The following is a 13,030-nucleotide window of genomic DNA, read 5'->3' on the forward strand; positions in this document are numbered from 1 at the left end:
CGCTCACCCGGGGGCGGGGCGGAAGTCCCGCGGAGGCGCACCGAGAACGCGCGAGAACATCGTCGCGAACGCCGCCGGGCTCGCGTATCCCAGGTCGGAGGCGACCCTGGCGACCGGCACGCCCCGTGCCAGGAGCGGCAGGGCGTGCAGCACGCAGGCGCGCTGCCGCCACCGCGCGAACCCCATCCCCGTCCCGGCGAGGAACATCCGGTGCAGGGTGCGCTCGCTCACGTGCAGCAGTTCCGCCCAGCGGGCGGGCGGCTCGTGGACCACCGGAGCCGCCGCGAACCGCTCGCAGAGCGACCTGAGCCCCGCGTGCTCCGGGAGCGGCAGGTCCAGCGGAAGCGGCACGAGACCCCTGATCTCGTGCAGCAGCAGCGCCGCCAGGGCGCCGTCGCGGCCGTGCGGGTCGTACCTCGGCGGCATGTCCACCGCCGACAGGAGCAGTGCCCGGAGCAGTGGCGAGACGTCCACGACCTGGCACGTCCGGGGGAACCACGGCACGGCCTCCGGCTCCACGTACAGGCTCCGGGTGCTGACCCCCGTCATGGAGACCCGGTGCCCGGTCCCCGCGGGGATGAGGACGGCGCGGTGGGGCGGAACCGTCCAGGAACCGTCCGCCGTCTCCACCCGCATCACCCCCGTCGCCCCGTACAGGAACTGGACACGGCGGTGCCGGTGGAACTCCAGCACGTGGCCGGTGGGGTAGTCGGTGCCCAGGGCCAGGACGGGGCGGTCGATCCCGTCCACCTCGTCCACAGGGGTGTTCCGCACGCGGGCGAGTCTACCCGCGCTGTCCGTTCCGCGAAGGAACACGTCGTTCCGTCGAATGCCGGACAGCGCCCGCGCCCCTAGCGTGGAGCGGGTGATCGACCACGTCCTCCCCCTCCTCGCGTTCGGCGTCCTGACCGGCCTGACCACCGTGCTCTTCGGGTTCGGCGGCGGCTTCGTCACCGTGCCGGTCGTGTACGCGTTCGCCCAGGCGCAGAGCGGGCCGGGCGGCGACCCCATGCACGTCGCCGTCGCCACCTCGACCGCGGTCATGGTCGTGAACTCCCTCGGCGCGACCGTGGCCCAGTACCGGGCGGGCCGCCTCAGACGCGAGTACCTGTGGCCGCTGGTGCTCTACGTGGGCCTCGGGGCGCTCCTCGGCGCGGCCGGGGCCCTCGCCGTCGGCGACACCGTGCAGCGGTTCCTCTTCGCCGCCTACCTCGCCGTGACGATCGTGGACAGCGTGGTCCGGAAGGGCTTCCTCACGGGACCGGGCACCGAGCCGCGCGGCTTGGGGCCGGTCACCACCACGGTCGGCGGGGTCGGCATCGGCGCCGCGGCCGGCTGTCTGGGCGTGGGCGGCAGCGTGCTGACGGTCCCGCTCCTGCGCCGCCGGGGGCTGCCCATGGCCCACGCCACCGCGATGGCCAACCCGCTCAGCCTCCCGGTCGCCGTCGTCGGCACGGCCGTGTACGCCCTGGCGGGCGGCGCGGACGCGGCGGGGGGCGCGTCCGGGCAGGTCGGCTACGTGGACGCGGTGGCCGTCGCAGCGCTCCTGGCCGGGTCGCTGCCGACCATCGCCCTCGCGCGGCGGGTCGTGGGCCGCATCCCCGACCGCGTCCACGCGGTGGCCTACGTCGTGCTCCTGGCCGTGGCCCTGCTCGCGGTGCTCCTCGTCTGACCGCGCCCGCCCCGGTCCCGGCGCCGGTGGGGAGCCGGCCGGCCCCCGGCCGCGTCGCGCCTCCCGACGGAGGCTCCGCCGCGGCCCGGACCACGCCGTGCGCCGCTCAGGGGGTCCGGTCGGCCGCCCGCCACTCCGGGGCGAGCACGGACCACACCTCCATGTCGTGCCGCTCGCCCCTGTACGGGTAGCTCTCCCGGAGTACGCCGTCCCTCGACATCCCGAGCCGGCGGGCCACGGCGATGCTTGCCGCGTTCCCCGAGGCGGCGTGCCACTCCACGCGGTGGATGCCGCGCTCCTCGATCGCCCAGTCGATGATCACGCGGCAGGCGCGGGTCACCAGCCCACGGCCCGCCGCCGACGGCTCCAGCCAGCAGCCGGCCTCGGCCACGCCGGATCTCGTGTCGAACGTCCGGAAGAGCACCCCGCCGACCAGCTCGCCGCCGGTCCAGATGCCGTAGAGGCGCCCGGTGTCGTTGGCGGCCTTGTGGGCGTATCCCTGGAGGAACCTCCGGCTCGAATCCAGGTCCGTGACGGCGTCCGCCAGCCCGACGAAGCGGCCGATGAACTTCCGGCCCCGGTCCATGTGCTCCAGGAACTCCTCGGCCCGCCACGGCTCCAGCGGGCGCAGTTCCGAGCCCTTGTCGTCCAGGGAAATCGCGTACATCGTCGTCCTCCAGGTTCTCCGTCCGCGCGACGGGTGCGCGCGGAGCCGGGGTGGGATCGGGGCGGGGCGCGGCGGGGTCCGCGTGCGGACCGGGCGGCTCCCACGGGCGCGTCCGCGCATGCGGCGCGCGGGGCCGGGGGCGCTCATGCCGGGCGGGCCCCGCCGCTCCACCGCGTTCCCCGGGGGCGGGTGCGCGGGTGCGACCCGTACGGCGCTCGGCCCCGGGGCGGGCGGGAGCGGACGCCTCTCAGGCGCCGGGAGCCGCGCCGACCGGGACCGCGTGGCGCAGGTCCGGGCGTTCGACCCCGCCCACGACGTCCTGGGCGCGGACGCTCCGTCCGGCCCTCCCGCCGCGGCTCCCAGGGGGTCCGGCCGGGGCCGTCGGGGGCACACCGTGCCCGGCCGGGCGCAACTCCGGGAAGAGCCCGTCCCATGCCCGCGAGCCCGGCCACGCCCCTGCCGCCAACACGAATTCCGCCATGGCCGGAACATAGCGAGGGGGCCCGACAGTCGGACGTCGGGCCCCCTCGTACGCGCGTCGTCCGCCTACAGGCGGTCGAGCAGCTGGGCACAGCGGATCAGGCCCAGGTGCGAGTACGCCTGAGGGTGGTTCCCCAGGGCCCTCTCGGTGACCGGGTCGAACTCCTCCGGGATCAGCCCGGTCGGACCGGCGGCGTCCACGAGGTGCTTGAACAGCTCCTCGGCCTCGGCGCGCCGCCCGGTCAGCAGGTAGGCCTCGATGAGCCACGTGGTGCACAGGTGGAAGCCGCCCTCGCCGCCGGGCAGGCCGTCCTCGCGGTGGTACCGGTACACGGTCGGGCCGCTGCGCAGCTCCGCCTCGATCGCCGTCACGGTCGCCTGGAACCGCTCGTCGGCCGGGTCGATCAGCCCCGACAGGCCGATGTGCAGCGACGCCGCGTCGAGGTCGGTGCCGTCGTAGGCGGTCGTGAAGGACTCCGCCTCCTCGTTCCAGCCCTTCTCCAGCACCTCGGCCGCGATCTCGTCGCGCAGCCCGCGCCAGGAGGGGTCCGCCTCGCGGCCGTACGAACCGGCCAGGGAGACGGCGCGGTCCAGCGTCACCCAGCACATCACCTTGGAGTACACGCGCTGGCGGGGCTCGTCCCGCTCCTCCCAGATGCCGTGGTCGGGCTCGAACCAGCGCCGGGCCACCGCCTCGGCCATCGCCCGCACCAGGTTCCAGTCCCGGTCCGCGAGGGTGCCGCGCACCGCCGACAGCCGCGTGATGAGCTCCACGACGGGGCCGAACACGTCCAGCTGCACCTGCCGGTCGGCGAGGTTGCCGATCCGGACCGGCCGCGATCCCGCGTAGCCGGACAGCGACTCGATGACCTCTTCCGGCCCCAGCGAGGTGCCGCGCAGCGAGTACAGGGGCGCGAGCAGTTCGGGGCTGGGCAGCGAGTCCACGACCCCGTGCACCCAGTCCAGGAAGCCCTCCGCCTCGGCGGTCGAGCCCAGGGACACCAGCGCCTGCACGGTCAGCGCGCCGTCGCGCAGCCAGCAGTACCGGTAGTCCCAGTTGCGGACGCCGCCGATCTCCTCCGGCAGCGACGTGGTCGCCGCGGCCATCACGCCGCCGGAGGGCGTGCACAGGCCGCGCAGCGTCAGGGCGGAGCGCGCCGACAGCTGCCGGGCGGTCTCGGGGAGGCTGAGGCCGTCGAGCCACGCGGACCAGTGCTCGCCGGACGTGCGCTGGAGCTCGGACTCGGGCAGCGTGCCCGGCACGAGCGAGTCGGTGCCGCAGCGCAGTTCCAGCACCACGGGGCTCTCCGAGCGGGGGTGCACGACCGCCCGGGCGATGTCGCCCGCGTCGTCCTGGTCGATCTCCCACTCGACGCCGGGGGAGTACAGCGCCATCGGGAAGTCGGCGCCCTCCACGAGGAGGCCGTTCTCCTGGACGGACATGCTCACCGGCGCCCTGCCGAAGTCGGGGCGGGGCGCGAACTCCACGGTGGCCGGGGTGACGCCGCTGATCACCCGGACCAGGTCGGTGCGGCCCCGGGGGGTGCCGTGCGCGAGGTAGTCGGTGACGTCCATCCGCGACCAGCGGGTGCGCACCGTCATGGTTCCGGGCAGGTAGCGCTGGCCGAGCGGGCGTCCGCCGTGGGCGGGCGCGATGGCGAACACACCCGCGGACCGTCCGCCCAGGACCTCGGCGAACAGGGCGTTGGAGTCGGGCTCGGGGTGGCAGAACCACAGCAGGCGCGCGTCCGGGCCGACCAGGGCGACGGAGGCCTGGTTGGACAGCATCGACATGCGCTCGATGGGCGTGGGCCGCTCGCCGAACACCCAGGAGCGGCGCTCGGCCGCGAGCGCGGACAGCAGGGACGCTGCGGCCGGGGTGTCGGCCACCCGGTGGGAGGCCACGGTGGGCTCCGCGCCGACCCGCACGCCCGCGTCGGCGCCGGTCAGCTGCATGAACACGGGCTCCTCGCCCTCGCCGCCCCCGATGTACAGGGTGGCGGTGGCCTCGACCTGCTCGCGGAGCAGGCCGAGGGCGGCGGCCTTGTCGGCCGGAGGGGCGCCGGGGCCGGTCTCCAGGCTGTCGGGCTCGATGGTGAGGTCGGTGTCGAACTCGGTGCCGTAGGCGCCCACCAGGCGGATCTCGGCGGGCAGCCGGGACAGGGCGGCGAGGTCGCGCAGGGGGCGGGCGGAGATGACCGCGCACACCGTGCCGGGCAGGTCGGCGAGGTCGCGCAGCGCGCGGACGGCCTCGGGGACGGGGCGGCGCCTGGCGGCGCCCGCGCCGTCGGAGGGGTCGAACGGGGCCAGGGCGCCGTCGTAGTCGCAGGCGACCAGGAGGCGTGAGGTTCTGGCCAGGGCTGAGACGCGTTGCCGGACGTCCACGGACATGCCTTCGGGGACGATGCCGCCCTCCGGCGTCTCCTGGGCCGTCTCCACCGCCTGGGTGAGCGTCACGCTGCCTCCTCCGTCGGTCCACGATGACCTGGGGAAATGGGTGAAATGTAGTGTTCCGCGAGCATGCTTCCGGTTCACACGTGACTGGTGTGATGAAGGTAGATCCGGGGCTTGTGGCGCGGGATGAACTTCAAGGGTCTTCAGCCGGATTTCAGGAACTTTCAGCCTGTGTGCGGGCAATCTGGTCATGCCAGTCGCAAAGATCCGCCCCTTGGGAAGTCAACGCGAGACTACCTGCGCCCCAAGGGTCTGCGCGCATGACGATTAAGTGGGGCAGGTCACAAATGTGTCACTCTGTCGTGCGGGACACCGCGCGACCGGGTCGCGCGCTCCCCCGATCAGCCGCCGCCACGGAGGAATCCGCCATGACCGACCCCCTCACCTGGGCCGCCGACGTGCACGACGTGCCATGGGACACGTTGGAGGACCTGGACGGGCCCGCGACCGGGATCCCGGGCCTGCTGGTCCAGGCGTTCGACCCCTCCCCGCAGGAGGCCGTCGACGCGGTCGAGGAGATCGCGGACCGCGTCGACACCACGGTGCGGCTGTGGGTCCCCGTCCCCGAACCCGACGTGCTCACCTCGTCCGTCCCCGCGCTGCTGCCCTTCCTCGTCCGGATCGCCTCCGACCGCGACCGCCCGGACGAGGCCCGTGTGGCCGCGCTGAACCTGGTGGCCGACCTGGCCGACCTCGCCCACAGGGTCCGGCCGGAGCACCTGGACGCCGCGTGGCCGGGGGCGTGGGCCGACCAGGGGCCGCGTGTCGAAGCCCTCCTCGGCGACCCCCACCCGTCCGTGCTCCTGCTCGCCGTGGACGCGCTCGCCCGCGAGCCCCGGACGGCGCCCCGCCTGCTCCGGGTGCTGCGCGACCGCTGGGAGGCTGTCGGGGACGGCGGGGACGGCGGGGACGGCGGGGACGGCGGGGACGGCGCACAGGACGCCTCCGGGGGCGCCGGAGCGCCCCCGCGGCGCGACCGCGCGGGTACCGGGGCGGGGGAGGCGGCCGACCGGCGGACCCGCCTCCGGCTGCTGACCCGCGCCGTCCGGCTGCTGGACTCCGTCCCCGGGCCGACCCCGCCGGACGTCAGGTCCTGGCTCCTCGACCGCGGAAAGCGCGGGGACCTGGACGAGCGCATGGTGGTGGCGTTCGCGTCCCCGGCCCTCGTCCCGGAGGACCCACTGCCCCTGGTCCTGGAGGGGATCGCCGGGGAGGGTGCCGGCCCCGCCGCCGGGAGGCCGCTGTGGCTGGAGGTCGCCGCCCTCGCCCCGGCGGGCGACGCCCTCCGGGTCAGGCACGGGCTCCGCCTCGTCGCACGGGCCCTCGCCGGGGACCGGGAGGGCAGGGAGCGGATCGTCGACGCCCTGATCGACCACCCGCGCGCCCCGGTGCGACTCGGCGCCGTGCGGCTCGCACGCGACCTCGTCGCCGAGTACCGCTCGGCCGGGGAGCGGTGGGCGGGGCCGGCGGGCGCGCTGCTCGACGATCCCGACCCCGGCGTCCGCACCTGGAGCCTCCAGCTCCTGGCCGTGGCCGGTGGTGCGGCCGGACCCTGCGCGGACCGCCTGGCCGCGATCGCCGAGGCGGACGGGGAGGGCTCCGACACGGCGCTGCTCACCCTCGCGCTCGTCGGCGACGCCCGCGCCGCCACGCTGCTCCTGGCGCGCGCCGACCGGCCCCGCTTCGGGTTCGGCCGGGGCGGACCCCACCACACCTCCGGGCCCGGCCCGGAGGACGTCCTCGGCCGGCTCCCGGCGCACGCGGACGTCCTGCTGCCGCACCTGCGCGAGCGGCTCCGCGGCGGGGACGCGGACACGGAGGTCCTGCTCCGCTCCCTGGCGGGGTGGGGGCCGGCCGCGGCGCCGCTGGCCGACGACGTGGCCGCCCTCCTCGACGACCGCGCGCTCGCCGGCGCGGCCCTGCGGGTGCTGGCCGGGATCGGTCCGGCCGCCGCCGCCCACGCCGACCGGGTCCGGGCCTCGGGCGGGGTGGAGGCGGCGCACGCCCACCACCGGATCACGGGCGACGCGGGAACCGCCCTCGACCTTCTCGGGCCCCCGAGCCGGCAGCTCGTGCGGGACGAGCGGGTCCAGGTGCTCCTGGACGGGATCGGCCCTCCGGCGGACCGCTTCGCCCCCCACCTGCGCGAACACCTGGAGGACCACCTGGCATCGGGCTGCCTGAGGGAGACGCGCGCCCTGAGCGCACTGTGGAGCACCACCGGGGACACCCCGCTCGTCCTCCGGTGCCTGCTCTCCCCGCGCAACCGTGTCCTGACCACGTGGGCGGCCACCCGCGTCGGCCCTCCGGCGGTGCGGCTGCTGGGCCGGATCGGGCCGGACGCGGCCGAGGCCCTGCCACCGCTGCGCGCGCTCCGGGACTCCGGGCGCAGTGCGCTGCCGAGCTGGACCGACGCGGGCTGGCGCGACGCCCTGAGGGACCGGCGGCTCGTGGACGACGTGCGGGAGGCGATCGGGCGGATCGGGGCCGGGTGACCGGCGCGGGGACGCGGCGGGACCGCCCCGCCGCACCCCCGGATCCCCGTGCGGCCCCGCCGGGGGCGCGCGGTGGACCCGGACACGTGAGCGGGCCCGCCGCGGCTGCGGCGGGCCCGGTGGACGGAGCGGTCGGGGAGGGGTCAGCCGGTCTTCCCGGGCTTGCGCAGGTGGTGCACCCACGCGGGCGGGACGTTCGCGAACACCTTGTCGGAACGGATGCCGTACCGGTCGATCCAGTCCTGGACCAGCCAGCTCGTGCGGGCCTGGCGGAGGTAGTCCTCGCGCCGGGCGATGACCGCCTTGACCTCCTTCGTGTACAGGTAGCCGTAGAAGGAGAGGGTGCCGCCCGGTTCGAGGACCTCGAAGTAGTAGTCGAGGATGTCCCGGACCGCGTCCGCCGTGAAGTTGGCGAAGGGCAGGCCCGACACGATCACGTCGTACCTGCGGTCCCTCCCCATGTCGTTGACGAGCTTGGCGTGCACCGTCGCGGAGTCGGCGACCGGCGACATGGCCGGGTCGCTCCTCAGCAGCTCCTCGACATGGGCGGCGAACTCGGGGTTGGACTCGACCAGGTCCAGGGTGTCGCCGGGGATCATCGCGGCCGCGATGCCCCGGCTGATCGCGCCGGTCCCGGCGCCCGCCTCCAGGATGCGCACGGGCTTGTCGGGGACGGGGCGGCTGCGGACGTACTCCGCCATCGAGTGCGCCAGCGCGGCACTGCTGGGAAGGATGGAACCGGTCGCGTGGAACGTGCGTAGCGCTTGGCTGAAGAACAGCCTGGTGTCGCGCAGGCGCTCCTCCAGCCTGAGAGAGGAAAGTGGTCCGGCGGGGCTCTGGATCTCGGACATACCCGAACGCTAACGCCTCCGGCCCCCGGAGGGGGAGGCGACGCGACCGCCTTCCGGCGGAATACCAGGTCAGGGCAGGGTGTGCAGAACCACACCGGGAAATCGGGAACCCCCGGCCTCTCGTCCCGCACGTGCGCGCGCGACCCGGACCGCGCCCCGGCCCCCCGCGCGGCAACGCCCTACCCTGGGGATATGAGCGAACCGGCGAAGTCCCCCGAGCCCCCCGCCCGCACCCGGACCGCCCTGGTGACCGGAGCCTCCACCGGTATCGGGGAGGAGTACGCCCGCAGGCTGGCCGAACGCGGCTACTCCCTCGTCCTGGTGGCCAGGCGCGGGGACGTCCTCGACGCGCTCGCCGGGGAGATCGCCGACCGCTACGGCGTGGACGTCCGGCCGCTCGCCGCCGACCTCGGCACCGACGAGGGGCTCGCCCCCGTCGTCGAGCGGCTCCGGGCCGACGGCAGCGGGGCCGAGCCCCCCGTCGACCTGCTGGTCAACAACGCCGGGCGCGGGGACGGCGGGACCTTCGCCGAGCAGGAGCCCGACGAGATCGACTCCATGCTCGACCTCAACGTGCGCGCCGTCCTCCACCTGGCCCGCGCGGTCCTGCCGGTGCAGATCGCCCGCCGCGAGGCCGGCGACACCCGGACCAGGCTCGGCGTCATCAACGTGTCCTCCCTCGCGGGCGAGATCGCCGCGAACCCCGGCGGCTCCGTCTACGGCGCGGGCAAGAAGTTCGTCACCCTGTGGAGCGAGAGCGTCGCGGCCGAGGTCTCACGGCACGACGTGCACGTCACCGTCGTCCTGCCGGGCTTCGTCCGCACCGACATGACCCTGGGCGTCCAGAAGAGCGGTCTGCCCGCGTTCGCGTTCGTCCCCAAGGACCAGGTCGTCCGCGAGTCGCTCGTCGCCTGGGCGGCGGGCCGTCCCAGCGTGGTCCCCGGCGGGCAGTACAAGGCCGCGAGCGGCATCCTCCGGCTCCTGCCCAGAACGCTCGTACGCGCCACCGCCCGCCGCGTCTGGTGAGGGGGCGGCGGGGCGGGCGGAGGGCGGTGTGGCGAAAACCGCCGCCCACATGCTGAGACATCCCCGGGCCGGTGCGGCGCCGGGCCTCCGGAGCGCCTACCCTGGTACCGCATCTGTCGGTCGAGGAAAGACACCATGAAGACCTTCGAAGAGCTGTTCGCCGAGCTGTCCGAGAAGGCGCGCTCCCGCCCCGAGGGGTCCGGGACCGTCGCCCAGCTCGACGCCGGCGTCCATGCCATCGGCAAGAAGGTCGTCGAGGAGGCCGCAGAGGTCTGGATGGCCGCCGAGTACGAATCGGACGAGCAGGCCGCCGAAGAGATCTCCCAGCTCCTCTACCACCTCCAGGTTCTGATGCTGGCCCGTGGCCTGCGGCTCGAGGACGTCTACAAGCATCTGTAGGTCGGTCCTCGCGCCCGCCGCGGCGCGTACCGGCCCGGACGTCTCCGCACCCGTACGCACAGCCCACAGAAAGCCATGAACATGCCCGACATGTTGAGAATCGCCGTGCCCAACAAGGGCCAGCTCTCCGAACCCGCCGTCGAGATGCTCCGCGAGGCCGGGTACCGGCAGCGCAAGAGCAGCCGCGACCTGGTCATGGTCGACCCGGAGAACGACACCGAGTTCTTCTTCCTGCGCCCCAAGGACATCGCCGTCTACGTCGGCGAGGGCATCCTCCAGGCCGGGATCACCGGCCGCGACATGCTGCTGGACTCCGGCGCGCCCGTGGACGAGGTCCTGGCGCTGGGCTTCGGCGGCTCCACGTTCCGGTTCGCCGCCCCCAACGGCGCGGGCATGACGCTGGCCGACCTCAACGGCAAGCGCATCGCGACCTCCTTCGACGAGCTGCTGCGCGCCCACCTCGCGAAGAAGGGCGTCGACGCCCGCGTCATCCACCTGGACGGCGCGGTCGAGAGCTCCGTCCAGCTGGGCGTGGCGGACGCCGTCGCGGACGTGGTCTCCACCGGGACCACCCTGCGCCAGGCCGGCATGGAGACCTTCGGCGAGCCGATCCTGGTGTCCGAGGCGGTCGTCATCCGGCCGACCGGCGCCGGGGACGACCCCAAGATCGAGACGCTGATCCGCCGGCTGAAGGGCGTCCTGGTCGCCCGCGACTACGTGATGATGGACTACGACGTGCACGCCGAGCACCTGGAGGCCGCGGTCGCGCTCACCCCGGGCATGGAGGGGCCGACGGTCTCCCCGCTGCACCGGGAGGGCTGGGTCGCCGTCCGGTCGATGGTGCCGCGCAAGGGCGCCCAGCAGATCATGGACGACCTGTGGACGCTCGGGGCCCGCGCCATCCTGGTCACCGACATATACGCCTGCCGGCTCTGACCCCTTCGGCGGCACACGCCTGACACGGGCCCCGCGACGACCGTCGCGGGGCCCGTTGCGCGGGCCGGACCCCTGAGCGTGGGCGGGGCGCCGCGCGGGCGCGACGGTGGAGGCCGCCGAGTCTGCTTGACGGTGGTCTGTGTCAGGATGCCCGAATGATCGAAGACTTCCGCGGTGCCGTCAGCGCCGTGGCCGAAGCCGCCGAGAACCAGCCCTCCCAGCTGCGCGCCGCCGTCAGCGCGGTCTTCCGACTGGCCGACCGGGTTCCCGCCGACGCCCGGGTCGAGGGCCTAGCCGTGCTGACCGAGACCCTGCGCGCCCACCAGTGGTCGGCGGGCGTCGCCGCCGACATCGCCCTGCTCTGCGGGGCGCTGGTGGAGAGCGGCGTCCCCGCCGGGCCCGCCGGGGTCGAGGTCATGCGCCAGCTCGCCGAGTACGGCAAGCTGGCAGGGGTCTTCCTGCACGTGTGGCAGAAGACCGGGGACGACGCCCCGCCCCATCCCAGCGAGGTCGGCGAGGCCTCGGAGGAGCGCGTCACGCCCGAGCTCGAACAGCTGGCGCCCCTCGCCACCACCGGCTGGTGGGTGTCGCACCGCTACGGCCTGGCCGCCAAGACGATGCTGTGCGACCCCGGCGTGCGCGCCGCCCTGCGCGAGGACCCCCGGACGCTGGGGGAACTGGTCGTCATCGCCGGGCAGCTGGGTCCGCACGTCGAGGAGTACGGCGAGATCGCCGAACTGCTGCGCATGGCCGAGGCCGACCGCATGGTGGTCCTCCACCGGCAGTCCGCCCGCGTCTTCCGGGTCCGGTTCGACGGGGTCTCGGACAACTTCCAGCTGCACACCCTGCTCGAGGACGCGCTGATCGGGGACCAGGGGCTCGCCGTCCCCGGACGCCGCCCGCTCCCGGAGTGGGTGGCCTCCGCCACCGACCTCCGTGACGACCCGCGCACGTCGATCGTCGAGGGCCAGTGGGACCTGGTCGGTGTCGGCGGCACCTGGGTCGACCGCGAGGCGGCCCCGGGCGCGGTCCCCGTCGTGGACGGCGAGCGCGCCGTGGTGCTGGAGCCGATCTCGCTCCCGCACAGCTGGCGGACCGGTCGCCGCCACCCGCACATCGACGGCTGGCTGCGGGTCGAGGAGGAGCTGTCCCCGGAGGAGGGGGCGCAGTGGTGGAAACGGGCCCACCCGCCCGGCGGCGTGGTGCACCCGATGCTCCCCGCCCCGCCGCCCGCGCCCGAACCGGGTCCGGGGGCCCCGCCGGCCCCGGCGGAGCCGTGGGGCGTGCCCCAGGCGTACCGGCACGACTTCGTGCCCCCGCCCCTCCCGGACCACGGGGGGTCCGACCGCGCACCGGGGACCGGGTCCCCGGACACGGCTGCCCCGGCCCGCGTCGCGCGGCACTCGCGGGACGACGGGCGGGGGGAGGCCGCGCCGGCGGACGAGCGCACGGTCCCCGCCCCGCACGGGTCCTGGGGGGAGCCGCCGACCGACAGCGGGGGCGCCCCGGGGCACGGGGCCCCCGGCGCCGCGTCCGGTCACCGGGCGGGGGCGCCGGAGCCGTGGGACGCGCCTGTGCCGTCGGAGACCTGGGACGCGCCGGCGGACGAGCGCACGGTTCCCGCCCCGCACGGGTCCTGGGGGGACCCCCGGGGGCCCGGTGAGGACTTCGCGGGGGAACCCCCGGAGTCCGTTCCGCCGCCTCCGCCGGGCGCGGGACCCGGGGACCGGAGCGCCCGTCCGGTCCCCGCGCACGCGGCGACCACGCCCCCGGGCGCCGTCCACATGGACCCGCTCCCCGAGGGCGTCTCGGACAGCTCCGGCTGGGGTCCCTCCTGGAAGGACTGACTGTGAAGATGTGTGGTGGCTTCTCCGGTAGGTCTGACTCACGGACTGACCGACACCGACAGGTTGTCCTTCAGGGGATTCGTCGGCCTGCCCGGGGAAGCCACCGCACGCGACCGGACGGGCGACCGTGACCTCATAGGAGCTTGGTCGAAAAGCCCCGCCACAGTCTTGTCCGCCCGCCCGGCCGGCGCGTGCCACCCACC

11 protein-coding genes are annotated in these 13,030 nt (G+C 75.1%); 6 read left to right on the forward strand and 5 right to left on the reverse strand.

Annotation, left to right across the window (positions count from 1 at the left end):
• Positions 1–3: 3 nt before the first annotated feature.
• Positions 4–774, reverse strand: a complete 771-nt coding sequence (locus OUQ99_RS01205) for an AraC family transcriptional regulator (RefSeq protein ID WP_267947558.1) — start codon at positions 772–774, stop codon at positions 4–6.
• Positions 775–865: 91 nt separating this feature from the next.
• On the opposite strand from OUQ99_RS01205, the gene OUQ99_RS01210 reads away from it, so the two are divergent.
• On the forward strand, positions 866–1,672 hold the full coding sequence (locus OUQ99_RS01210; RefSeq protein WP_267947559.1) for a sulfite exporter TauE/SafE family protein: 807 nt from the start codon (positions 866–868) through the stop codon (positions 1,670–1,672).
• A 106-nt stretch (positions 1,673–1,778) separates the two neighbouring features.
• On the opposite strand, the gene OUQ99_RS01215 is transcribed toward OUQ99_RS01210, so the two are convergent.
• The 3 genes from OUQ99_RS01215 to OUQ99_RS01225 all read right to left on the reverse strand — a co-directional run bounded on the left by OUQ99_RS01215 (position 1,779) and on the right by OUQ99_RS01225 (position 5,276).
• Positions 1,779–2,339: a GNAT family N-acetyltransferase gene (locus OUQ99_RS01215; RefSeq protein WP_267947560.1), complete on the reverse strand. Its 561-nt coding sequence runs from the start codon at positions 2,337–2,339 to the stop codon at positions 1,779–1,781.
• A gap of 247 nt (positions 2,340–2,586) precedes the next feature.
• Positions 2,587–2,820 carry a hypothetical protein gene (locus tag OUQ99_RS01220; protein ID WP_267947561.1) on the reverse strand — a complete coding sequence of 78 codons (234 nt, stop codon included), beginning with the start codon at positions 2,818–2,820 and terminating at the stop codon, positions 2,587–2,589.
• Between the two features lie 65 nt (positions 2,821–2,885).
• Complete coding sequence (locus tag OUQ99_RS01225) at positions 2,886–5,276, reverse strand: trehalase-like domain-containing protein (RefSeq protein ID WP_267947562.1); 2,391 nt, start codon at positions 5,274–5,276, stop codon at positions 2,886–2,888.
• A 365-nt stretch (positions 5,277–5,641) separates the two neighbouring features.
• On the opposite strand from OUQ99_RS01225, the gene OUQ99_RS01230 reads away from it, so the two are divergent.
• Positions 5,642–7,768 carry a hypothetical protein gene (locus tag OUQ99_RS01230; protein ID WP_267947563.1) on the forward strand — a complete coding sequence of 709 codons (2,127 nt, stop codon included), beginning with the start codon at positions 5,642–5,644 and terminating at the stop codon, positions 7,766–7,768.
• A gap of 143 nt (positions 7,769–7,911) precedes the next feature.
• On the opposite strand, the gene OUQ99_RS01235 is transcribed toward OUQ99_RS01230, so the two are convergent.
• A complete protein-coding gene (locus OUQ99_RS01235; RefSeq protein ID WP_267947564.1) occupies positions 7,912–8,619 on the reverse strand; it encodes a class I SAM-dependent methyltransferase in 708 nt (235 codons plus the stop codon).
• 192 nt (positions 8,620–8,811) lie between these two features.
• Between OUQ99_RS01235 and OUQ99_RS01240 the strand changes: the two genes are divergently transcribed.
• The 4 genes from OUQ99_RS01240 to OUQ99_RS01255 all read left to right on the forward strand — a co-directional run bounded on the left by OUQ99_RS01240 (position 8,812) and on the right by OUQ99_RS01255 (position 12,827).
• Complete coding sequence (locus OUQ99_RS01240) at positions 8,812–9,645, forward strand: SDR family NAD(P)-dependent oxidoreductase (protein WP_267947565.1); 834 nt, start codon at positions 8,812–8,814, stop codon at positions 9,643–9,645.
• A gap of 135 nt (positions 9,646–9,780) precedes the next feature.
• Positions 9,781–10,044, forward strand: coding sequence for a phosphoribosyl-ATP diphosphatase (locus OUQ99_RS01245; protein ID WP_014913038.1), 264 nt, complete (start codon positions 9,781–9,783; stop codon positions 10,042–10,044).
• Between the two features lie 81 nt (positions 10,045–10,125).
• Positions 10,126–10,980: an ATP phosphoribosyltransferase gene (gene hisG / locus OUQ99_RS01250; RefSeq protein WP_267947566.1), complete on the forward strand. Its 855-nt coding sequence runs from the start codon at positions 10,126–10,128 to the stop codon at positions 10,978–10,980.
• A gap of 155 nt (positions 10,981–11,135) precedes the next feature.
• Positions 11,136–12,827, forward strand: a complete 1,692-nt coding sequence (locus OUQ99_RS01255) for a hypothetical protein (protein ID WP_267947567.1) — start codon at positions 11,136–11,138, stop codon at positions 12,825–12,827.
• Positions 12,828–13,030: the final 203 nt, after the last annotated feature.

The organism is Streptomonospora nanhaiensis, assembly GCF_026642255.1.
GTDB lineage: Bacteria > Actinomycetota > Actinomycetes > Streptosporangiales > Streptosporangiaceae > Nocardiopsis > Nocardiopsis tropica.

Bases quoted from the DNA above. Each gene is read 5' to 3' on its own strand.
- OUQ99_RS01240 (WP_267947565.1), top strand. From the start codon at position 8,812: ATGAGCGAACCGGCGAAGTCCCCCGAGCCCCCCGCCCGCACCCGGACC.
- OUQ99_RS01245 (WP_014913038.1), top strand. From the start codon at position 9,781: ATGAAGACCTTCGAAGAGCTGTTCGCCGAGCTGTCCGAGAAGGCGCGC.
- OUQ99_RS01230 (WP_267947563.1), top strand. From the start codon at position 5,642: ATGACCGACCCCCTCACCTGGGCCGCCGACGTGCACGACGTGCCATGG.
- hisG (WP_267947566.1), top strand. From the start codon at position 10,126: ATGCCCGACATGTTGAGAATCGCCGTGCCCAACAAGGGCCAGCTCTCC.
- OUQ99_RS01220 (WP_267947561.1), bottom strand. From the start codon at position 2,820: ATGGCGGAATTCGTGTTGGCGGCAGGGGCGTGGCCGGGCTCGCGGGCA.
- OUQ99_RS01235 (WP_267947564.1), bottom strand. From the start codon at position 8,619: ATGTCCGAGATCCAGAGCCCCGCCGGACCACTTTCCTCTCTCAGGCTG.
- OUQ99_RS01215 (WP_267947560.1), bottom strand. From the start codon at position 2,339: ATGTACGCGATTTCCCTGGACGACAAGGGCTCGGAACTGCGCCCGCTG.
- OUQ99_RS01255 (WP_267947567.1), top strand. From the start codon at position 11,136: ATGATCGAAGACTTCCGCGGTGCCGTCAGCGCCGTGGCCGAAGCCGCC.